We start from the raw sequence: 23,619 nt of genomic DNA, 5'->3' as shown, positions 1-23,619 counted from the left end.
TAACTGTAACGGTGATTGGGGACCGCAACTCATGGGCGGTAGCGTGTCCAATCGTCGGACCATCTAAACCAGTGCTTAATATTGTGTCAGTCTGTGATAAACTTTGCGCCACTGAGCGATTAAAATCACAACAAAATAACCTGTTGGAATCTAAATGAGACGTTTACTAGCCATTTTTGCAACCACCTTATTGGTATCGAGTTGTGCATGGGCGCCAGGCGCGCACCTAGACAGTGATGAAGACTACGCCAGCGGCGAACCGCTCTCGCAAGAGGAGCTGAATCAGCGCGTGGATATTCACCCCATCACTCCACAATTATTAAGCCAACTCCAACAGCAACAACCCCGCACCGAATTACTCCCCAATCCGCAGCTTGAGCAACAACGACAAGATTATGACTACGTCGTGGGCCGCGGCGATATTTTAAATATTACCGTTTGGGACCATCCCGAGCTCACCATTCCGGCAGGCTCTATGCGCGGTCCGGCTGAGGCGGGTAACTGGGTACACAACGACGGCACTATTTTTTATCCTTACGTAGGCAAGCTTGAAGTTGCCGGTAAACGCGTAACACAAATTCGCGATATGATCACCGAACGCCTCTCAACCTACATTGAAAAGCCACAAGTGGACGTCACCGTGGCGGCATTCCGTAGTCAACGGGTTTATGTCACCGGTGAAGTGAAAAAGCCGGGCACCTTGCCCATTAGCAACGTACCCCTCACGCTGATTGAAGCCGTCGCGCAAAGTGGTGGTCTAACCGAAATGGCGGATTGGACCGACGTCATACTTAAGCGCGGCGATGATGAGATGCAGTACTCACTGCGCGAGCTCTATCAACAGGGCAACACCCAAGAGAACGTGATCCTGCAGGCGGGCGATATCGTCAACATTGCCCGCAATGACTTCCGTAAAGTGTTTGTCCTGGGTGAAGTGGGTAAACCCCAAAGCTACCCGATGGGCCGCTACGGTATGAGCCTTGCCGAGGCGCTGAGCGATGCCGGGGGGCTATACAATACCACCGCCGATGCCTCAGGCATTTTTGTAATCCGCCAGCCTGAGCCAGATAGCGATAAATTGGCTCAGGTGTTCCAACTCGATGCCAGCAACGCCACCGCATTGGTGATGGCGGAGCAGTTTGAGATGCAACCTCGCGATATCGTGTTTGTAACCGCCGCGCCGGTGGCACGGTGGAACCGTGTGATGAGCCAGATCTTGCCGTCATTGACGGGGATTTACAGCGTGACACGCGCACGCAGTGATTTACAAGACTAATACGGGCTCGACGAGACGACTATGTTTGACCGAATTTTAGTGGTATGCACCGGCAATATTTGCCGCAGCCCCATTGGTGAACAGTTGCTACAACAAGCGCTGCCGCACAAACACATTGCCAGTGCTGGCGTAGCGACGGAGCGTTCGGGCTTAAATGGCCACGACATTGATAACGATGCGGCGCAGGTGGCACGTGACAGTGGCATGACCCTAGTGCCCCACCAAGCGCAACAACTCACCAGCGAGTTGGTGAATAACCACGACTTGATTCTGGTGATGGAACAGCGGCATAAAGAAATTATTAGTGAGCGCTACCCACAAGCACGGGGCAAACTCATGCGTTATGGCGAATGGCTGGCGCGCCCAGAGGGCGGCACCGGCAAAGATATTGCCGACCCCTATAAAAAGAGCTTAGAAAGCCATCAGCAAGTGTTTAATGAACTCAAGCAAGCCAGCGCAAGCTGGACTCAAAAATTAAATTAACCCGCGGTAGGACAGTTGAATGAGTGAGCGTAATCCACCTTCTAATACATCACATAACAACAACGAAGATGAGATTGATCTACGCCGACTAGTCGGTGTGCTGTTAGATGCCAAATGGTTAATCATTGGTATTACGTTTTTATTTATGTTGGGCGGCGTGGCGTATGCCTTGCTCGCCACGCCAATATATAAAGCCGATGCACTGCTACAGGTGGAAAAAAAGTCTTCGGGTATGCCGGCTCTGTCGGAGAATATGGCCGACATGTTCTCGCAGGAGAGTGAAGCCGATACCGAGATACAGATTATGACCTCGCGGATGGTCATCGGCGCCGTGGTGGACCAACTCGACTTAACCACCGTCAGCCAACCAGACTACATGCCGATTGTGGGTGAGTTTTTAGCCCGCCGCAGTGAGGGCAACGATGAGCTCACTATTAATACCTTTAAGGTGCCACAATATGCGGTAGGTAAGGGCACGCAGCTGACATTACGCGATGCCAACCGCTATGAGCTTACCTTTGAGGATGAGGTGGTACTAAAAGGTAAAATAGGTGAACTTGCCGAGCAGGGCGACTGGCAACTTGAAATTACGCGGGCGCAAGCGAGCAATACGCAAACCTTTAATTTAACCAAACTCAGCCGTTTGCAAGCCATTAATAACTGGAAAGCGCGTTTAGCGGTGGGTGAAAAGGGTCGAAAGACAGGCATTTTAACGGCTAGTATCGCCTACCATGACGGCGATCAGGCGGCACGGGTTTTAGATGCGATTACCAATGAGTACATGCTGCAAAATATTCGCCGCAATGCCGCCGAGGCACAAAAAAGTCTGGATTTTGTGCAAGAGCAACTGCCTGAGCTTAAAGCGGAACTGACGGCAGCGGAAGAGAAGCTCAACCAGTACCGCTTAAGCAATGAGTCGGTCGACCTAAGCCTAGAAACGGAAGGCATGCTTAAGCAGGTGGTTGAATATGAAAAGCGCCTCAATGAGCTCAGCTTTAAAGAGGCAGAACTCGCCCGTTTATACACCGAGCAACACCCTCAGTACCAAGCGCTGTTAGAGCAAAAGGAGCGCCTGCAAAACGAGAAAAAAGCGCTGACTAAACAGATTAGCGAATTGCCTGAGACTCAACAAGAAGTGCTGCGCCTAACCCGCGATGTAGAGGTGAACCAACAAATTTACCTGCAGTTGCTGAACCGAATGCAAGAGTTGAATGTGATGAAAGCGGGTACAGTGGGCAATGTGCGGATACTGGATGAGGCGGTCGTCCAACCAGATCCCATAGCGCCGAAAAGGGCATTAATCGCAGTGATAGCCACCTTATTAGGCGGGATGGTGTCGGTCGGCTTTGTGTTTGTCCGAGCCCTATTTAACCGAGGGGTGGAAAGTGCCGAGCAGCTTGAAGAAGTGGGCATTAATGTGTATGCCAGCGTGCCCAAGTCGGATGTGCAGTTAAAACTCGAGGAGCAAATTGCCAAACAACGCAAAGGCCGAAGCAGTAAATCGGTGCCTAGCTATGTGCCGCTACTGGCTGTGGCTGAACCGACCGATTTAGCGGTAGAAGCCTTACGTGGCTTACGTACCAGCTTGCACTTTGCCATGCTTGAAGCGAAAAACAATATATTAATGATTTCAGGCCCGAGTCCCGGGGTGGGTAAATCATTTATTACCGCTAACCTCGCGGTCGTTTTAGCACAGTCCGGTAAAAAAGTGGTGGTGATTGATGTCGACTTACGTCGCGGGTATCTCCATGCGCTATTACACTCCGGTAATGAGGACGGGCTTTCTGACTATTTAGCCGGTGAAATCACTACCGAGCAGCTTATTAAAGGCACCGAGGTAGAGGGGCTGGATGCGATTAACCGCGGTACGGCACCGCCGAACCCGTCTGAGTTACTCATGCATGAGCGATTTAAAAACCTGTTGGATGAACTGAGCGCCAAGTACGATTACGTACTCTGTGATACACCACCGATATTAGCAGTGACTGATGCCGCCATTGTTGGTCGCTATACGGGGACAAATCTATTAGTAACCGGCTTTGCTCAGAATCCCGTTAAAGAGGTGGAGGCGACCATAAGCCGATTTGACCAAAACGGTGTAACGATAAAAGGTACCATACTGAATAAGGTCGAGCGCAAGGCAAGTAGCTATTACAACTATGGGTATGGCTACGCATATACATCTAAAAACGATTAACCAACTTATTTTATTCGCACACCTCTGTTATCAATGATTGTCTCGGGTCATAAGACCCGAGACACGACACAAGTTTTAAATACTGAGATAAGCACATGGAATTGAATCAGGTAAAAATAGCGGTGATTGGACTCGGTTATGTTGGACTGCCGCTTGCCGTGGAGTTTGGTAAAAAGTACGACACATTGGGCTTTGATATTAATAGTAAGCGCGTTGCGGAGCTCCAAGGTGGCACAGACCATACCAAGGAAGTGGAGCCAGAAGAACTAAAAAAGGCAGAACAACTAAAGTATAGCGCGGATGTAGCGGATCTTGACGAAGCAAACGTTTACATCGTCACAGTACCCACCCCGATAAATAAGTTTAAACAACCCGATTTAACCCCGTTAATTAAAGCGTCTGAGACCATTGGTCAGACGTTGAAAAAGGGGGATACGGTGATTTACGAATCAACGGTATACCCGGGGGCAACCGAGGAAGACTGTGTGCCTGTATTAGAACGGGTTTCGGGCTTAACCTTTAATCAAGACTTTTTTGTCGGCTATAGCCCAGAACGAATCAACCCAGGTGATAAAGAACACCGCGTAACGACTATATTAAAAGTAACCTCCGGCTCAAATCCAGAAACCGCAGAATTTATAGATGCCTTATACCGTTCAGTGATTACTGCAGGTACGCATAAAGCGGAAAATATTAAAGTTGCTGAGGCGGCGAAGGTTATCGAAAATACGCAACGTGATGTGAACATTGCGTTGATAAACGAACTTGCCATGATTTTTAGTCGCATGGGAATCGATACTGAGGCGGTATTAAAAGCCGCTGGCACCAAATGGAATTTTTTACCCTTTCGGCCAGGCCTTGTTGGTGGTCATTGCATTGGTGTTGATCCGTATTACTTAACGCATAAGGCGGAGTCTATCGGTTATCACCCAGAGATGATTCTTGCCGGTCGACGTATTAATGACAACATGAGTCGCTACGTAGCCTCGGAGTTTGTAAAAGCCCTTCTGCAAAAGGGGATCACTGTTAAGGGTGCTAATGTATTGCTCATGGGGTTAACCTTTAAAGAGAATTGCCCAGACATACGCAATACCAAAGTGGTTGATATCATCGACGAACTCAAGCAGTACGGCGTTAATGTAGACGTTTATGATCCGTGGGTTAACAAGCAAGAAGCATTACATGAATATAGAGTTGAAGTGATTGATCAACCAAACGAAGCATCGTACGAAGGCGTTATCGTTGCAGTGGCTCATAACGAGTTTAAAACACTTGGAATAGAGGGCATTCGGGCGTTAGCGAAACCGACTCATGTAATCTATGACCTGAAGTACATTATTGACGCTAACTCCGTCGATATTCGCCTTTAAAGAGTTCTCACACATCAATTGTTAAAAATACCGAGGGAAGCTACCTTATGTCACGGTACGAAGAAGTTAAAACACAACTTAAGTCTGAACCTAAGATTTGGTTAGTAACAGGCGTAGCGGGTTTTATCGGCTCCAACTTACTCGAAACCCTTCTAAAACTCGATCAAACGGTAGTCGGGCTGGATAACTTCTCTACGGGATTTCAGCATAATTTAGACGAGGTTCAGTCACTGGTTACGGAAGAGCAGTGGGCAAATTTCGAGTTCGTAGAAGGCGATATTTGCGATCTTGAGACGTGCCGAGGCGTGATGACAACGGATAAAGGACAGAAAGTAAACTATGTTCTTCATCAAGCAGCATTGGGATCGGTACCGCGGTCGATCAACGATCCCATTGCAAGCAACAAAAGCAATATCGACGGCTTTTTGAATATGTTGGTTGCAGCGAAAGATGCGGAAGTGGATAGTTTCACGTATGCGGCCAGTAGTTCGACCTACGGCGATCATCCTGCTTTACCAAAAGTTGAAGAAAATATCGGAAATCCCTTGTCACCTTATGCGGTAACGAAGTATGTAAATGAGCTATACGCCAGTGTATTTGCAAAAGTATATGGCTTTAAAACGATTGGCCTACGCTATTTTAACGTATTCGGTCCTCGGCAAAATCCTGATGGCGCTTATGCAGCAGTTATTCCTAAATGGACTGCGGCTATGATTAAAGACGAAGAAGTGTTTATTAACGGAGATGGTGAAACCAGTCGTGACTTCTCGTTTGTGGCAAATGCGGTGCAGCTAAATGTGTTAGCGGCGACAGCTGATGACGGTTCAAAAGACGAAATCTACAACATGGCGTTAGGTGACAGGACTACATTAAACAGCTTGTTCCACAGTATTAAAGATGCTCTAAAAGATAACTTAGTTCAATATAATAAAAAACCAAATTATCGCGAGTTTCGTGCAGGCGATGTGCGTCATTCACAGGCTGATATTTCTAAGGCGAATACGAAACTAGGTTATGAGCCAAGTCATCCCATTCAAAAAGGTGTGCACGAGGCAATGCCTTGGTATGTTAAAAGTCTAACTTAAGTTGAATTCAGATAATAACCGCAACACTCATGTAATGGGATAGGTCGGAAGGAGGTCAGCTACCCACATGTGGTAGTCTTACTTTTCGACCAAAAAAAGTGAGCTCTAACATGAGTTATCGGCAGCTGACCGAGGGACAACTATACCCGTTTTCTGCGTTGCTCTCAGAAGAATTTTCACAACGAGAGATTGCAAGAAAACTGAACATTGCGCCCTCGACCGTCCATCGAGAGTTGCGACGTAACAACAGTTTATGAGGGTCTTATGACCCTCAACTGGCTCAAGAGCGCACGCTAAAACGGCGTTTAAAGCCAAAGCCCAAAAGGGTTTGCGAGAATACGCGAAACGCTGTAGAGCTGATGCTCGAGATGGACTGGAGCCCGGAGCAAATATCGGCTATCTGCACTCGAATAGGCTATCCAGTCAGTCACGAGTGGATTTATAATTATGTATTGGCTGACTTTTATGGCGGAGGTGGTTTATTTACTCACCTTCGCCACCGGTTAAGACGCTATAGAAAACGCCTGCACAAGCAGCGTGGTCGCATTTTAGGCCGCCGCTCGATACACGTCGGCCTGCAATTATTGATGACCGAGAACGCTACGGCGACTGGGAAATTGATACTGTTATCGGCAAGCGCGGAACCGGGGCTATCGTCACTCTGCTTGAGCGAAAAAGCCGTTTTTATCTTGTAAAAAAAGTTACAAGTAAACAGGCTGAAGTCGTTGCTGACGCGACTATAGAAATGCTGCAGCCCTTTAAAGCTCGGGTTCTCAGCATTACGGCCGACAACGGTTTAGAATTCGCGGGTCATGAACGAATTGCAAAAGAGCTCGAGACCGACGTTTATTTTGCTGACCCGTATGCTTCTTATCAGCGCGGCGCGAACGAAAATGCGAACGGCTTATTGCGTCAATACGTGCCAAAAGGTACTGATTTGAGCACTGTAACCAACGAGCTGATGGCTAAATACCAGCAGCGCTTGAATTTACGTCCCAGGAAAACACTGGGGTTTATTCAGCCAGACATAATTTTTAAAGAGCAATTGCAACAAACTATGAGTGAGCGTTGCTGTTATTAGTTGAATCTAAGTTGTGTGAGATGTTAATCATTCTTGTGCTCCCACTTTTGACTGGTTAGTACAAGTAATAGAGGCGACTCAAATTTTTTAAAGCATCTATTTGTTAAGTAGCAAAAGGAAAAGTCTACAAGCGACTTTTTCGGTTGATAATAGAGTCTATAAATTTAAATTGGCGTGTAAGACTAAGGCTTAATATGAAGGAAATAATTAAAAAACTAATTCGTAAATTCGCGTCACTTTTAAACGACGAAAATAATGCGCGTCTATATTACTTGATAAATCACTATAAGTTACCAAACTTAAAAAAACCTTCGACATTTAATGAAAAGATATTGCACGCGAAATTATATAAAAATAACCAACAATTAGGATATCTAGTTGACAAAATAAAAGTAAGGCAATTTGTTCGTGACAAAATAGGAGAAAAGCACCTAACTGAACTTCAGTATACAGGTAAAAATATTGACTCTCTACTTAGGAACGATATTAGATATCCGGTTGTAATAAAAAGTAATCATGCCTCAGGTCAATATAAGCTTATTAAGAGTCAAGCAGAGATAACTCCAGCTATTAAAAAAGAGATAGATAATTGGCTTAATGTAGACTACTACGTTGAAGGGCGGGAAAAAATCTATGCAGCCATAAAGCCGTTGCTTTTAATTGAGTCTATGCTTTTGGACGAAGATGGAAAGTTGCCGAAGGATTTTAAATTTCATTGTTTTAGAGGAAAGGTTGCGTTTATTCAAGTAGACGTTGATAGGCAACAAAATCATAAACGAGTATTTTATGACGAAGATTGGAATAAGTTAGACTTTACTTTATGTATAAATCGTTTTGGTAAGCCTACTAAGCCAAATGATGTTGATGTAAAGAAACCTATGAATCTGGAAACAATGCTGAATATTTCTTCAGTTCTTTCGGAACCATTTGATTATGTACGCGTAGATTTATACAATATTAATGGTTCAATTAAATTTGGTGAGATGACCTTTCATCACGGCGGAGGATATGAGAAGTTTAGTCCCAGTTATTTTGATTACCTTTACGGCCAAAAATGGGTCGGCGAAAAAGCATGCAAATAGCACTTTTTATAATATTCTTTGTTAGCTGCATCTTTTCAGTAATATACTCGAAAGACTTATTTGCTCCTTCAAAGGTTTTTTTGAGTATTATTTTAGTATTCTTCTCTGCAGCATACTTCCAACCGATAGAATCGGAAAGCTATTTTCTTATTTTGTTGTTAATTTGGTTGTTGCCAGTAGTTTCAATTTTTGTAGAGCGTATCCATAACGACTCTAACTCATCTGGAATTGCCTCTAGGTTATCAAAGAAGAGGGCAATATTTACACCAAAGTTTCACCTAAGACTTTGGATTGTTTCTGGGATTCCTATAGCTGCACAACTTTTAATGATATCTAAATTTGGCGGGATTTTTGGATATTTAGATAGTATTGCCTTGAGAGTTGATGCGTGGAAGGGTGAAGGAGTTTTATTATTATTAATTCGAATTATTTCAGTTGTAAATCTTATCTACTATTATCTTTTACGGACCTCAGCAAAAAAAACAAAGCTTGACTATATCTTCTTCAGCTTTAATTTAATTGTTTTTATTACAATCGCGCTCTTGTCGGGGTCACGGAGCATGCTTCTATGGAACTTTGTGTACATGCTTGTAATAAATAATGTTATATCAAAGAAAATCAATCTCCGTACCGTTTCTATAGCTGTTGGAGTGATAGTATTTATTGCAATGTTCTTAGGCGTTGCCCGTGAATCTATAAATGTTGATAATACCAGTCTCATAGACTTGACTGGCAACGTATTAAAAAGTGATAACTTTAACTATGGTCTCGATCCGATAAAAATTTATTTAAATAATGCTGCGGAAAATGAAAATGTAGAGCTATCCTTGGGAAAAACCTATCTCACCGTTTTTACGAACTTAATACCAAGAAACTTATGGCCTTCTAAGCCTGACACCGGGGGTGTTGTCTTTACTAAGAGGTTGTTAAATAATAAATTTAATGGTAACTCGTTCATATCTACAGGGATTTTCGGGGAAGCCTTTATAAATTTTGGACTCTATGTTGGGGTGGTGTTCGCATATGTTCAAATTTTATTATTAATTTTTGTACTTGCAAAGGTTCGCTCTAAGCTAAAAACCACCGATTCTGATTTATACTTAGTGAGCTATCCTGTTTTACTATTTGGATTACCTGCCTATCTCTATTCAGAGTTTACAACCAACACATTAAGCATATTCTTTTTCAAAATATTCATATCATATTTAGTCCTCGCATTTATAAAAATAAAGGTTAAAAATTAAGATGAAAACTTATTTTGCTTTGGGTGATGTGTACATCGATAATTTCGAAGACTGTAACAAATTAATTTCTATACTGTCCAAAGTACTCTTAACTTCTGATGAGGTGTTTATTAACCTTGAGGCTCCGATTACCAAAAATAGTCGAAACATTAGAAAGACTGGCCCATGTTTAAGAATGGATCCTAAATATTGGACCTCTATATTCGAACGATTTGGACAAAAAATAATATGTTGCTTAGCTAACAACCATATCTTTGACTTTAATCAAGAGGGTCTAAACGATACTATAAAAATGTTGGAGCAATATAATGTGAAATATATCGGTTTATCATCTGATGATGGTCACGTTAATCCCGTTTTCATTGATGATGATTTGTATGTATTAAATGTATGTGAGTCCGAGTGGTCGGTTTCCAAATTTAACAATTTTGGTGCAAATCAATTTGATTTGATTGACGTAATCCGGCACTTGGAAACTAGCAAAGAACTCGGTTTGAAATTCGTACTAATTTATCATGGGGGGGTAGAGTATTACGACCTGCCCACCCCGGAAATAAAAAGAAATTTTGACTTTCTTATTGAACAAGGTACGTCATTGATACTAGCTCACCATACTCATATAATTTCCGGTAAAAGTTCGGGTATCAATGGGGTTGCATATTTTGGTCTAGGAAATTGCATATTCAGTAAGATATCTAGCTCACGTCAATCTGAATCGTGGTACTACGGGCTCGGTGTTGAATTCAATTTTAATTCATTTGGCGTGGTAACTAGCGAATATTTAATTGATAGTTCTAGTGAAAATGCGACAATTAATTCAATTAATGAAACCAAATATTCTTCGAAATTTGAGAGAATTAATGAAACCATAGCTAACCAAGAGTTATTACTGAGAAAGTATGATGAATTGGTCGACTCAGTCGCTTATGACTATTTAGAATTTATAAAATTTGAACCTAATATACGCAGAGCTCGTAAATTACTGAGATTTAACCGTTTATTCGCTGTCAACAATTTTTCATTTCGGCTTCGCAACTTTTTGACGTGTGAATCTCATCGTGAAGTATTAATCCGAGCTTTAACAAAAAAACTCAAAAGAGGCTAATATAATTGAGTAAGGATTCCTTTTTTTCGTTCGTTTCTTCTATTATTATGCGAACGACCATGTTAGGTATCTTTGTATTGTTATCTCATTTCTTTTCATCGTTAGAGTATGCTAACTTAGCTCTTGCAAGAAATATCGGAAGTATAATCGAAACAGTTGTTGGAGTTTCGGGGGCTTTAACTGTAGCGTCAATTTTAGGAGGGAGATATAAAGCATTTATAAATAAAAATAGCATTTTTAATTTAAAGTATTATCTCCTGTCCTTCGTTTTAGTAAGTTTTTTCACTAGCTATGCTTTAATTGAATGGTTAGACTTAGAGTTAGTGAACTGGCTTGTATTATCTTATTTTATAATCGCTCAAAGCTTATTTCAGTTCTTGTTCTTTTTAAGTAAAGGAGTCTTTGAGAATAAAAAAACATTTTTCTTATCCTTAATATATTGTCTAACTAATATAGTTTTTATTTATGGACTTTTTTATTTAAATATTTTAAATGTAAACTTTGTGCTTTTAGTTGTTGCCTCAGCCAGTTTGTTTGGCTCTTTATATTATTTTTTCAGTTTCATTTTAGATGAAGGTAAAGTCACAAGGCAATCAGCGTCTATTCAAGAAGTTATTTCTGCGAAACGTTTTTCTGTTAACTTCTTAAGAATATCTTGCTCATCAATTTTCGTACCGTTATCGATTGTATTAGTTGGCTTTTGGTTTTCGAACTATATTGGGGCTCCTGAGTTATATGCATCCTTTAATTTTTCCTTTTTAATTTTTGGAGCCTGTTTGTTTTTCCCGAATATTTTTTCAGAATTTATATTTGGTAAAATGAATGTGGGTTTGTTAGAAATCCATAAATCTTTTTTAATCAAGGTGTTAACACTGTTGCTGGTTGGTTTTGCTAGCGCAATCGTAGCGTATGCATTTATTTCGTTTTTCGAAGGTCTGATTCCATCGCATTTTAAAGATATTAAATCAACATTACTTATCCTGCTTTGCGCAGTTCCATTCTCGTCGGTACTACCTCTACTTGGTAAAATCCTTATTACAAAGCAGCTCAATGGTATGAATCTAGTTTTTAACTTTTGTTGGTTAGCGAGTTTGTGTATTGGTTTATTTGTTGGCGAGCGATTTTTTGATTCGACATTGAAAGTCGCGTCAATTTCATTTTTTGTAAGCTACGTTATCTCGTTTGTAGCTCAATTTGTTTTCGTTTTTAAGAGAGTGGTTTATGTCACGCATTGCGATAATCGTTAGAGGTGATCCTTTCGTTTCACCGACAGTCCCTAATTATATTAGATCATTTGTTGAGTTGGGATATGAAGTAACTTGCATATGTAGCACATGGAGTGGTGAAAAAATCCCCAACGTTGAAGTTATTTCTACTGGTATCAAACTTACAAAGCTTCCAGTTGTAAATAAATTAATGTCATATCTACATTTCTCTTTAAAAGTCAATAGATTGCTAAAAAGCTTGAATGAAGTAGATAAGATTTGGGTCGCGCGTATTGACACAGCAATTTGTTTGCGAAAAGGCGTTGTTAGTAAATTTGATTCTGTTTTAGCACTACACGAGCTACATGATGAATTTCCTCTTTGGAGGTACCTAACCTCTCGAATAATTCACAACTATAATAACGTTGTTGTTAATGAGATAAATCGGGCTTTTATTGTAGCCGCGTTTTACGGATTAAAGACTATTCCGAGTGTCATTCCTAACATACCGAAGCTGAATATCGATGAAATACCATCACTCAACGCTGATATTTCTGAGCATATATCTAAGGACCAAAGAGTTATTAAAATAGCTTACCAAGGTTCTTTAAAGGCAGATAGAAACCTCGATCCTGTAATAAATGCGATCAGCAAGTTGTCGTTTCCCGTTCAGTTAATCATTTTAGGTAAGGATATCCACCATAGGCTTGAGGCTTGGCGTTCAATACTTCCTGATATTTTGCATATAGACTGGATTGCTCCTCCTGGGCACCTAGCCGTAACGCGCGAAATTGATATTGGTATAGCGGTTTATGACCTAGACTGTTTGAATTCTTTATTTTGCGCTCCCAACAAAATTTGGGAGTATTCATTTTTTGGTAAGCCAATTTTAGCGCAGCAAATTCCTGGTTTAATTAAACCTGTTATTGATAATGATATCGGAGTTGTATTCGATATAAATTCTGAAAATAGTATCAGAGAAGGTTTGGAGAAAATTGTTAATAACTATGATTACTATTCGGAAAATTCGACTAGATTTTTTTCAAGCAACAATTTTTCTGATTATGTTGCAAGGGTTTTACAGTTGGGAGACAAATAGTGAAAGTGCTAGTGTGGTGTCCAAATAACAGAGTCGGCGGCGCCCTTCAGAATGTCTGTAACTTTATTGTTGAGACTTCAAAGCTTAATGATATTGAGTTTCACTATGTCGTTTCAAAAAGATGTAAAGATTTTTTATATCGAAATAGACTTTTAGCCACTGAGAATTTCACCTTTGTGGAAGATAGTTCGAATTTACTTTCAAAAATTTTTCTTAGTCGTAAGATCGAAAAAAAGTTTATTCCTGATATAGTTTATGTTATGGCTGGCCCGTCTTATACCGCATTTAAGGCACCAGTTTTGCAAGGAGTCAGTGACGCGTTTATAACGCATGCGCCCTTTTCGTCATTTTTCAAGAATAGAGGGCTAATTTCGGCTTTGGCTCTTAAAATAAACAGATTTATTAAAGGCATTATAATAAGGGTATTTAGCGACTATGTAGTCTTTCAAACCGAAACTGCAAAACACGGATATTGCGCCCGATACTTTTTAAATGAACGTCGAGCATATGTTATACCAAATGCCATTAACAGATGGTTTATCAGAGCCCGAAAGGAAGGTGTTTATAAAAAGGAGTTTGGCGATAGAGGCGTCACCTCCGTTTTTGTTCCGTCAGTAAACCATCCCCACAAGTGTTTAAACCAAGTTGGCGAGTTAGCGTATCTAGCTCGAGACTTAAATATAAAATTTTTTGTCACCTTGCCAGAGTCAGATTACGGCGATTTGTTCAATAAACTTCCGAGTGAAGTGATGTCACAGATAATAAATATTGGACCGTTTAGTCCTGAAGAAGGTCCAGCTTTATATAAGGCTGCTGATGTCGTCTGGTTACCTAGTATTTGTGAGACATTCTCGACGTCTTATATAGAAGCTATGGTTTTTAATAAGCCGTTGTTAGTTCCGAGTCTTGATTTCGTTAACGAGATTTGCGGTGAGTATCCTTTCTATTACAGACCAGACGATTTGAATGGTATTCTAAATATGATTTCGTCTTCCGAAATTTATGAACGAGGAAAACGCGAAAGCATTGGAGAAGGCGTACTCGCTCGTTATGGTAGTCAAGAGCGTCGAACAAGAAGAATTATTGACCTATTACGCTGTTGCATGATCAGCAATACAAAGTAAAGGAGTTATAATGAAAAGGCTTAAAATTTTTGAATGTGAGCAAAAGGTATTGTTGATCACTGGTGGAACCGGTTCATTTGGTAATGCAGTCTTACGCCGTTTCTTAGACACAGATATTTCTGAAATTCGCATTTTTAGTCGTGATGAGAAGAAACAGGATGATATGCGTAAGGCATATAACAGTCCTAAACTAAAATTCTATATTGGCGATGTAAGGGATTACCAAAGTGTGTTGAACGCGACACGGGGTGTCGACTACGTTTATCATGCGGCTGCTTTAAAGCAGGTTCCGTCGTGTGAATTTCACCCCATGGAAGCAGTTAAAACTAATGTTCTGGGTACTGAAAATGTTCTCGAGGCGGCAATTCAGAATAACGTAAAGCGGGTTGTATGTCTCAGCACCGACAAGGCTGTATATCCGATTAATGCCATGGGGATATCCAAGGCGATGATGGAAAAGGTCATGGTTGCTAAGTCACGCAATGTTGACGAGAATCAAACAGTAATTTGCGGGACTCGCTATGGCAATGTGATGGCATCCCGTGGATCTGTAATTCCATTATTTGTCGACCAAATACGGGCAGGAAAACCAATCACTATTACCGATCCGAATATGACTCGCTTCATGATGACGCTAGACGATGCTGTCGATTTGGTTCTGTATGCATTCGAACATGGGACAAACGGCGACATTTTTGTGCAGAAGGCTCCGGCAGCAACGATTGAAACGCTAGCAAAAGCGGTACTATCGTTAGGCAAAATGGACGACCATCCATTGCAAGTTTTGGGTACTCGTCACGGAGAAAAACTGTATGAGGCGCTTCTATCTCGCGAGGAAATGGTTTGTGCTGAAGATATGGGCGAATATTACCGCGTGCCTCCTGATTTACGCGATCTAAATTATTCGAAATATGTAGAGCAAGGTGACTCTCGTATTGAAAAGGTCGAGGATTATAATTCGCACAATACTGATCGGCTGGATGTCGAGGGAATGAAAAAATTGTTGTTGAAACTCGAGTTTATGCGAGCCTTTGAAAAAGGTGAGTACGTTAATCCGGTTGGCTAAGCGAGTAGGTTGTATATGAGAGTGTTAATTACAGGCGCAAATGGTTTTGTCGGTCAAAACCTTACTACCCATCTAAATGAGATCAATGGTGTTGAAGTCATAAAATACACGCGGTCTAATTCTCTTGATGAACTCCCTTATCTTTTGGCAGGCGTTGACTGCGTTGTTCATCTTGCCGGTGTTAATCGTCCGGAATCTAATGATGAGTTTGCCAAAGGTAACTCTGACTTTACCAAATCTTTGTTGAGCGTTTTATCTCAGCAAGATAGAAAGATACCCGTCATTTACAGCTCCTCCATCCAGGCGGAAAGAGACAACCCCTATGGTACCAGTAAGCGTTTAGCGGAAGATGCTGTGGTTTCATACGGTGAAGAGAATGACGTCGCTGTTAAGATTTACCGCTTAGCTAATGTATTTGGCAAATGGTGTCGGCCGAATTACAACTCAATGGTAGCCACGTTTTGTTACAACATATGCAATGATCTTCCGATTCAAATAAATGATGAAAGTGCCGAAGTTTCTTTGGTCTATGTTGACGATGTCTGCAAAGAGTTCATTAAAGTAGCTAAGGAGCTTGCTAGCAATAGCGAGCAGAGAACCGAAACTTTTGGTGAAGTAGCGCCCGTATATAAGCAAACAGTTGGTGAAGTAGCTAAGCTGCTACACGAATTTAAAAAAAGTAGAGATACTCTCATTTCTGCACGAGTTGGTGATGGTTTTATTCGCAAGCTATATTCAACTTATGTTAGCTACCTTTCAACAGACAACTTCTCTTACAAAGTACCTAAATACGGTGATGAGCGGGGCGTTTTCGTTGAGATGTTGAAAACAAAAGATTCCGGTCAGTTTTCGTTCTTTACGGCCCATCCTGGTATTACGCGCGGCGGTCACTACCATCATACCAAAAATGAAAAATTTTTAGTGATAAAGGGCAGAGCTCGTTTTTGTTTCCGACATATGATTACCAATGAGTTTTACGAGCTTATAACAGATGGTGATACTCCAGAAATTGTTGAGACTGCGCCTGGCTGGAGTCATGATATTACTAATATCGGTGACGGAGAAATGGTTGTCATGCTGTGGGCAAATGAAATTTTTGACCGTGAAGCTCCTGATACCTATGCAGCGCCAGTAAAGCTAACCGATTAATAGATTTAAGAGTAACCGAAATGGAAAAGCTGAAAGTTATGACAATTCTGGGAACACGCCCAGAGATTATCCGTTTGTCGCGCGTGATGGCAGCGCTTGACCACGTTGTGGACCATAAGATCGTTCACACAGGTCAAAACTATGACTATGAACTAAACGATGTTTTTTTCGAAGAACTCGGCGTACGTCAACCCGACCATTTTTTAAATGTTGATACTTCGAGTCTTGGAAAGAGCCTAGGCGAAATCCTGATGAAAACTGAACAGGTTATTCTTGAGGAAAAGCCTGACGCGGTATTGGTGCTGGGCGATACAAACAGCGCAGTCGCGACAATGATGGCGAAGCGCATGAAAGTGCCGACTTATCACATGGAAGCCGGAAATCGTAGTTTTGATGCAAATGTGCCGGAGGAAATCAATCGCAAGTTAGTTGATCATTTAGCCGACTTTAACTTAGTGTACACTGAACATGCGCGACGTCACCTTATTAGTGAAGGGCTTTCCCACCGGTATATATATTTAACGGGTTCGCCAATGCGTGAAGTTCTTGAACATGTTGAGCCACAAATCGAAAGTTCAACAGTCCTTGAGAAAATTGGGCTGAAGCCGAAAGAGTTTTTTATTGTCAGCGTGCATCGTGAAGAAAACGTTGATAGCAAAGAGAACCTACGAAAAGTCGTGGATGCTCTGAAGGCGCTGCATCAACAATATGGCTATCCCGTGGTTGTTTCAACCCATCCCAGGACTCGCAACCGGCTAGAAAAGCTTGGTTTAGCGGATAACAATGATGGAATACAATTTTTAAAGCCCTTCGGATTTTTCGACTATAACAAGCTGCAGAAAGAAGCATTTTGTGCTATTTCAGATAGCGGAACTATCAGCGAAGAGTCTTCAATTTTAAACTTTCCAGCTGTCACTATGCGTCGTTCTATAGAAAGACCAGAGGCTCTTGATACCGGCGCAATAGCGCTCACCGGACTCGATGTTGACACACTACTTGCGGGTGTTGAGATCGCAACAGCAAACCGCGAAATTTTTTCGGGATCACAACGCGAGATTCCAGAAGAGTATAAAATCGGAAACACATCGGAGCGGGTAGTGCGTCTTATCACAGGTACGGCCAAACTAACTCCTCACTGGAAAAATATGGATAGTTTTAGTCGGTATGATTGGTAACAAGATATTAGTAGCTGCGGAATACATTAGCCCATCCACAAATTCAACCGGTGCGTATTTTTTTGATATAATTGAAAAAATATGTATGGAGAAGATCAGTGTCGTAGTGATCGCGCCGAATTCAGAGCATAATCGAGCAGCTATAACTGAGTTAAAAAATAGATTTCCAAAATTTATTAATTTTGAGCCATGTATGACTAATAGTAGTTCTCAAGGCGACTCATTAATAAAAGCTTTTCATCTTCTTTCGATAACATTTCATTTGTATAGAGGAATAAAGAAAAGCTCTTCTAAAGGCGATACGGTATTTTTTGGAACCAACCCTACCTTTCTTTTGATTTTGGTGGCCTTTTTGCTAAATGGAAAAAGTTTAAAGAAAGTCTTACTCTGCTATGACATATTCCCCGATAACCTTTTAGCTAGCAGTCATAACTTGCTATCAAAAATTGCTGGAGTTTTAGTTAAACCTATTTTTAAACGTGCGTTTAGAACAATCGATTCGATTTTAGTAATTGGTCGATGTATGAGGGAAAAACTTATAGCTAAAGGCGTTTCAGAAAATAAAATATTATTAGTTAATAACTGGTGTGATGGTAAAAAAATATATCCAGAAGACAATGAAAGAGATTTTACGCAATACATAAAATTTCAGTTTTTTGGAAACTTGGGTCCTCTCCAAGGGGTGATGAATATAGTAGAATCATTTAAATATGTTTTAGCTGAAAACGTAATGTTTACTTTCATTGGTCGAGGGAAACTTTATGAGAGCTTAAAAAAGGTTCAGAAAGAGAATCAGACAAAAGTTAAAATTTTTGTTTCAACACCTAACGAAGATGACAATAAAAATGATATTCTGAATAATTGTGATATCGCGGTAGTTTCTTTGAATAAGGAAATGACAGGGCTTGGAGTACCGAGTAAAACATACTACTCTCTAGCCGCCGGAAAACCTATTTTTGTGATAGCTGATCGGAGAAGCGAGCCCTCATTGTTGGTTAACGAACACAAGATTGGTTGGGTCGCATCAATTGACTCTTCTAAGTCTATAGCAGAAACTATTGATTCAATATGCAAAATTAGTAACTTCCCAAAAAGAGAAAGAGTTAGGAGCGTATTTGACGTCCATTTTAATAAGGATGTCAGTGTGTCTAAAGTTGTTAATTTTATTCTTGGACAGCAAAAATGAGAATTTTGGTTTCAGGTAGCACTGGCTTTGTTGGAAGTAATTTAACTAATGAACTCAATGAAAGAAATTTTGACTTTGGTATCGTAAAACGAACTTCAAATTCTTTTCATTTCCAGCCACATACAAATTATGATGTTCTAATCCATTTGGCCGGACGGGCTCATATTCTTCGTGAAGAATCGTCTGAGCCTAGAATAGAGTATCACAACGCGAACGTAATGTTTTCCGAAAACCTTGTGAAGCAGGCAGTGAAGGCTGGAGTAAAGCGAGTGGTTTTTGTGAGTAGCGTTGGCGTTTATGGCTTAACAAAGTCAGATATTAAAATTACTGAAGATTCGCTAACGCTTCCTAAAGAAGACTATGCTGTCTCAAAATTAGAAGCCGAAGAATCTTTAACTTCACTTTCGAAAGCATTAGATTTTGATTTAGTGATTGTCAGACCTGCATTAGTTTATGGTCCTGGTGCACCAGGAAATATTAGAAGATTAGTGAATTTGGTAAAATCATCCTTTTTATTACCTATAGGTGAAAGTAATAATAAAAGATCGTTTTTATCAGTAGATAATTTAAGTGACTTTTTGATATACGTTTCATCTCACCCAAAAGCAGCGTCTGAGGTTTTTAATCTCTGTGATTCCGATGATGTCTCGACCAAAGAATTCCTGGAAATACTAGCTAAAGGAATGGGAAAGAGGAGGTTGGTTTTTATGTTTCCAAAAGTGGCTTATTACATTATATTTCGATCAATCGGAAGAAAGAAAATGTATGAACAACTTTTTCTTAGCTTAAAGTTTGATTCATCTAAGGCTAAAGATCTCCTTAATTGGTCACCTCCATTCTCAATCCATCAAAAGCTAAAAGAATTTGGAAAACATATCAAAAATAATCGTTGAGGTTTATGTGAATAGTGTTAATTTAATTGTGGTGGCTCATCCTGATGATGAAATCCTTGGGTTCGGTGCGTCTGGTGCTAGGTTAGTAGTTGAAGGAGAGACAGTTCAACCGGTAATTCTCTGTGGCAATGTTGATATTCGCAGTAAGCGTCCAACTGACAAAGAACTGTATAATGATATGTGTGCGGCTAACGAAAGTCTTGGATTTTCGGAACCTATATTAGGGGACTTTCCAAATATAAAAATGAATACCGTTCCACATGTAGAGATTGTGCAGTTTATAGAAAAGCAGATAGAGCGGTTTAGACCAACACGAATTTTCACACACCATCCTGGTGATCTTAATGACGATCACGTTCAAATATCGAAAGCGTGTCAAGCAGCCTTTCGTTTATTTCAACGGAGAGAAGATATTAATGCTCCAAATTCACTTTATTTTATGGAGATACTTTCTTCAACTGACTGGTCATTCGCTTCAACTGGCGAGAATTTTATTCCAACAACGTTTTTTGAAATAGACCAAGAAGGCGTTGATAAAAAGTACACAGCCCTTAAGAAGTATCGTAACGTTGTGAGGCCTTTCCCACATCCACGCAGTTATGATGTTTTGAAAGGATTAGCTGCATATCGTGGTGGACAATCCGGGCATAATTATGCTGAAGCCTTTCAATTAATATTTAGTCGAGAACTTTAAAGTAATATGAAAATTTATGAGAGTAGTTTTAAACGTTTGTTGGATATTTTTCTGTCAATTGTTGGCATATTGCTCTTATCCCCAATATTTATTTTAACAGCCATTTTTATTAAGCTTTTCGACCCGGGTCCCATTATTTTTATACAAGTACGTGTAGGGAGAAACTCGAGAAAGTTTGCTTTCTTTAAGTTCCGTAGTATGCCTGTTAATACCGGCAATAAAGCTTCACATGAATTAGGCGACGTTAAACTCACTTGGATAGGGCGATTTATTAGGAGGTCAAATATTGATGAACTTCCTCAGCTTTTCAATATTTTGATTGGCGATATGAGTGTTGTGGGCCCTAGACCTCCAATTCCCCAGCAACAAGAGCTTTTGGACTTGCGAATTGAAAATGGCTCGTACTCTTGTCGACCAGGGTTAACGGGCTTAGCTCAGGTGGAGTCTTATGATGGTATGCCTACAGCTGAAAAAGCATATTTTGACGGTAAATATTCAGCTAATATCTCTTTTTTAGGAGACTGCATTATCATTATTAAGACCTTTTTGTATTTGTTCAAAAAGCCCCCTGTTTATTGATGAATATGCAAAATAGGAAGATTAATAAATGCCGAAAATAGGATTTGTAACGTGCGTTCAACTCGGCTTGTCGTGTATGGAAGCCATTTATGATGCTGGTGGAGAGCTAAGTCTCGTAATTACTCTTAATGACGATCAGGCTAAAGATAAATCAGGTAGGGTATACCTAGATGATTTTTGTGAAACTAGAAGTATTCGATTAGTAAAGTCAAGTCACATTAATAATGAGGATGTCGTCAAAGCTATTGACGAAGCAAATTTGGATTGGTTATTTATAATTGGATGGTCTCAATTGGCTAGCAAGTCAGTTTTAAGTAGGCCTAAAAAAGGGTGTCTAGGTATTCATCCGACGCTTTTACCGCAAGGAAGGGGACGAGCATCAATACCGTGGGCAATTTTAAAAGGTTTAGATAAGACAGGTGTGACTCTGTTTAAGCTTGACGAAGGTATCGACACTGGTCCTATTGTTTCTCAGATTGAAATACCTATCGACTCAGACGATAACGCTACAAAACTTTATGCTCGGGTCAAAGAAGCTCATGTGGCTCTAATGTTAAGGGTGATTCCTAAAATTATGAATAATTCTGTTGAGCTGGCCACTCAAGATGAATCCTTTGCAACTTATTGGCCAGGACGAAAGCCCGAGGATGGTGAAATAGATTTTACAAAATCCGTTCTCGAAGCTTATCGTTTAGTACGCGCAACTTCAAAGCCATACCCAGGAGCGTTCTATTATGAAAACGGGTATAAAGTCGTTATCTGGGATGCTAAAGTCGTTGATAAAGCTACCAGTCGAGCATTAGCCTTTTCAGACGGTTGGTTAGAGCCTACCTCTTTAGAGGTTGTAAATTCTTCACTTGGATAAATTTAATACTGTTGTTTCCTAGCGCATCCGGAGACTGTTTAGATTATCTTTTTATTGGCTAAGCTAAAAAAAGGAGAAATGACAAGAGATCAAAGGCATTTTCGGTATGGAGCGATATAAAAGATGTATTCCGCTATTTAGCCTAGTTGTCTAGTTTGCGATTCCGATTATTTGATAAACGGTGGGTTGTTATTTTCATGTATGCGATGTTCTTCTGGATAGCGTAAAGAAGCAATCGCCTAAAAATTGCTATTTCCATATAGTCGCTGTGTAAATTTTTTGATTGATGAGGGTGGGAGTTGTTCGCAAACACCTTGTTTCATTAGGTAAGACAAGGACGTATGGATAGCTTGTAGTGCTTTGCCAGCAACGCTGATAGTAAGCGTCAGGTAAAGTAAGAGCAAAAATAGCAGTCAAACAAATCAAAAAACGTAAAGCCGACGCTTGCCAAAAAAGGAAAATGCTTGGTCAATATTAGACCACTGTTAGTGCTGTCAGATGACCTCAAAGCCTTACACGGGAACAAATAAAGACAAAACGAGCGTGTAAGGCTTCTCGATTACTTAACGAAACATTTAATAGTGGCGCCCCCACCCACACACCATTGAGTAGCGATCATTACGAGTAAAAGACAGCGCACAATGGTGGACTGGCTTAACAGTCCAACTCCGTGAAAACCAGTTGTGAGAGCTGCAGTAAAATAACGATGGGGATTAGCATGAGGAACATCGCATTACAATGGTCTGTAACTTAGTGCAGTATGGCGATTTACCAGCCTCGTAAATTCTGCCGTTACGGCCAAATGTTGGCACTTATAGTGGCTCTGAACAACCCTTTACTGGTTGTTGTAAAGCACGGCAATTGAAAAATCGGCGAAGAGCTCTTCCAGAATGAATATAAGCTGCCGGCTGGTTACATAGCAAGCGGACTAAGTCAGGCTCGTAACTGTGGTATCAGTTATTGTCACTCAAATGTTGAAGGCGTTGCTGCTAGTGCTTGTAATCAATTCTCGGTATTTACAGCCTCTAAACTGTCGGTTTGGGAATCCATCAATCAGCATCTGATGAACTAACAAAAAATTAGTTGAACGAAGGTTGCTGGCATAATCTAAGGGTTCTGCATTTAGATAGGGAGACACAGATGGGCTCGTTCAAACTGAAGCCACCGTTAACCAGCTTAGGCATGCAGGTATCTTATAATCGGTTTCGCGTGAGCAACCGACAATCCGAATTTACAGTTCTTTCTTCTAGACCATAAAGTAGAGTCTGAAATGGCTACACAAACAGTTTAGATAATTTAGCATACTCGGTAGTGGATGATGTACATCGTTAATATTTGTAATACACATCATCTGTACACAGGTATGAGTTTTGTAGTACCAAGCAGCTCATACACCGAGGAAAACACTTCCATATTAACGGGAAGTCCGGCATTACATAAGCAGCACAAACGCAATCGCTGCGAGAGCTGGTGATGAAAAGCCAGAGGTTGGTTGTGGAGTGGTGAGGTCGTGTTGAATCCATCCAACGGCGAGGGCGTGAGCATAATACTGCGGTTGCTAAAAGAGGACTTTTTGGACGACTGGGCTGAAAGGTACCCATTAAAGGCCAACAACTTTGCTCAACTTGAAACCTCTTGTGTCAATGTGTGCTACTAACGAA

19 protein-coding genes and 1 pseudogene are annotated in these 23,619 nt (G+C 40.9%); all 20 read left to right on the top strand.

Annotation, left to right across the window (positions count from 1 at the left end):
- The first annotated feature begins 154 nt into the window (after positions 1-154).
- Positions 155-1,276 carry a polysaccharide export protein gene (locus AC3AP5_RS08590; RefSeq protein WP_487326516.1) on the top strand — a complete coding sequence of 374 codons (1,122 nt, stop codon included), beginning with the start codon at positions 155-157 and terminating at the stop codon, positions 1,274-1,276.
- 21 nt (positions 1,277-1,297) lie between these two features.
- Positions 1,298-1,759, top strand: coding sequence for an arsenate reductase/protein-tyrosine-phosphatase family protein (locus AC3AP5_RS08585; RefSeq protein ID WP_487326515.1), 462 nt, complete (start codon positions 1,298-1,300; stop codon positions 1,757-1,759).
- A 19-nt stretch (positions 1,760-1,778) separates the two neighbouring features.
- The gene (locus AC3AP5_RS08580) at positions 1,779-3,956 is read left to right on the top strand and encodes a polysaccharide biosynthesis tyrosine autokinase (protein WP_487326514.1); all 2,178 of its coding nucleotides are present in this window, start codon (positions 1,779-1,781) and stop codon (positions 3,954-3,956) included.
- Positions 3,957-4,051: 95 nt separating this feature from the next.
- Complete coding sequence (gene tviB, locus AC3AP5_RS08575; RefSeq protein ID WP_487326513.1) at positions 4,052-5,326, top strand: Vi polysaccharide biosynthesis UDP-N-acetylglucosamine C-6 dehydrogenase TviB; 1,275 nt, start codon at positions 4,052-4,054, stop codon at positions 5,324-5,326.
- A gap of 47 nt (positions 5,327-5,373) precedes the next feature.
- Positions 5,374-6,411, top strand: a complete 1,038-nt coding sequence (locus AC3AP5_RS08570; RefSeq protein WP_487326512.1) for an NAD-dependent epimerase/dehydratase family protein — start codon at positions 5,374-5,376, stop codon at positions 6,409-6,411.
- A gap of 110 nt (positions 6,412-6,521) precedes the next feature.
- Positions 6,522-7,492, top strand: a pseudogene (locus AC3AP5_RS08565) (IS30 family transposase).
- Between the two features lie 194 nt (positions 7,493-7,686).
- Positions 7,687-8,574 (top strand): ATP-grasp fold amidoligase family protein, encoded by an 888-nt coding sequence (locus AC3AP5_RS08560; RefSeq protein WP_487326511.1) that lies wholly within the window; start codon positions 7,687-7,689, stop codon positions 8,572-8,574.
- Positions 8,565-9,818: an O-antigen polymerase gene (locus AC3AP5_RS08555; protein WP_487326510.1), complete on the top strand. Its 1,254-nt coding sequence runs from the start codon at positions 8,565-8,567 to the stop codon at positions 9,816-9,818. Before AC3AP5_RS08560 ends, AC3AP5_RS08555 begins: the two co-directional genes overlap by 10 nt.
- Position 9,819: 1 nt before the next feature.
- Entirely contained in the window at positions 9,820-10,923 is a 1,104-nt protein-coding gene (locus AC3AP5_RS08550; RefSeq protein ID WP_487326509.1) for a CapA family protein, read from the top strand.
- A 59-nt stretch (positions 10,924-10,982) separates the two neighbouring features.
- Complete coding sequence (locus AC3AP5_RS08545) at positions 10,983-12,170, top strand: hypothetical protein (protein ID WP_487326508.1); 1,188 nt, start codon at positions 10,983-10,985, stop codon at positions 12,168-12,170.
- Positions 12,145-13,227 carry a glycosyltransferase family protein gene (locus AC3AP5_RS08540; protein WP_487326507.1) on the top strand — a complete coding sequence of 361 codons (1,083 nt, stop codon included), beginning with the start codon at positions 12,145-12,147 and terminating at the stop codon, positions 13,225-13,227. The genes AC3AP5_RS08545 and AC3AP5_RS08540 overlap by 26 nt, the downstream gene beginning before the upstream one ends.
- Positions 13,227-14,351 carry a glycosyltransferase family protein gene (locus AC3AP5_RS08535; protein ID WP_487326506.1) on the top strand — a complete coding sequence of 375 codons (1,125 nt, stop codon included), beginning with the start codon at positions 13,227-13,229 and terminating at the stop codon, positions 14,349-14,351. Before AC3AP5_RS08540 ends, AC3AP5_RS08535 begins: the two co-directional genes overlap by 1 nt.
- A 10-nt stretch (positions 14,352-14,361) precedes the next feature.
- Positions 14,362-15,417: a polysaccharide biosynthesis protein gene (locus AC3AP5_RS08530; protein ID WP_487326505.1), complete on the top strand. Its 1,056-nt coding sequence runs from the start codon at positions 14,362-14,364 to the stop codon at positions 15,415-15,417.
- Positions 15,418-15,432: 15 nt separating this feature from the next.
- Positions 15,433-16,566 carry a UDP-2-acetamido-2,6-beta-L-arabino-hexul-4-ose reductase gene (gene wbjC, locus AC3AP5_RS08525; protein WP_487326504.1) on the top strand — a complete coding sequence of 378 codons (1,134 nt, stop codon included), beginning with the start codon at positions 15,433-15,435 and terminating at the stop codon, positions 16,564-16,566.
- A gap of 20 nt (positions 16,567-16,586) precedes the next feature.
- Positions 16,587-17,741, top strand: a complete 1,155-nt coding sequence (gene wecB / locus AC3AP5_RS08520; RefSeq protein ID WP_487326503.1) for a non-hydrolyzing UDP-N-acetylglucosamine 2-epimerase — start codon at positions 16,587-16,589, stop codon at positions 17,739-17,741.
- Entirely contained in the window at positions 17,731-18,927 is a 1,197-nt protein-coding gene (locus tag AC3AP5_RS08515) for a glycosyltransferase family 4 protein (protein ID WP_487326502.1), read from the top strand. The genes wecB and AC3AP5_RS08515 overlap by 11 nt, the downstream gene beginning before the upstream one ends.
- Positions 18,924-19,820, top strand: a complete 897-nt coding sequence (locus tag AC3AP5_RS08510; RefSeq protein WP_487326501.1) for an NAD-dependent epimerase/dehydratase family protein — start codon at positions 18,924-18,926, stop codon at positions 19,818-19,820. The genes AC3AP5_RS08515 and AC3AP5_RS08510 overlap by 4 nt, the downstream gene beginning before the upstream one ends.
- Positions 19,792-20,514, top strand: a complete 723-nt coding sequence (locus AC3AP5_RS08505) for a PIG-L deacetylase family protein (RefSeq protein WP_487326500.1) — start codon at positions 19,792-19,794, stop codon at positions 20,512-20,514. The genes AC3AP5_RS08510 and AC3AP5_RS08505 overlap by 29 nt, the downstream gene beginning before the upstream one ends.
- 6 nt (positions 20,515-20,520) lie before the next feature.
- Positions 20,521-21,093, top strand: a complete 573-nt coding sequence (locus AC3AP5_RS08500) for a sugar transferase (protein WP_487326499.1) — start codon at positions 20,521-20,523, stop codon at positions 21,091-21,093.
- Positions 21,094-21,169: 76 nt separating this feature from the next.
- Positions 21,170-21,958: a formyltransferase family protein gene (locus tag AC3AP5_RS08495; RefSeq protein ID WP_487326498.1), complete on the top strand. Its 789-nt coding sequence runs from the start codon at positions 21,170-21,172 to the stop codon at positions 21,956-21,958.
- Positions 21,959-23,619 lie beyond the last annotated feature (1,661 nt).

The organism is Idiomarina sp. D18, from assembly GCF_057748155.1.
Note: the sequence above shows the minus strand (reverse complement) of the source record. Positions and strands in the feature narration are given on the sequence as shown.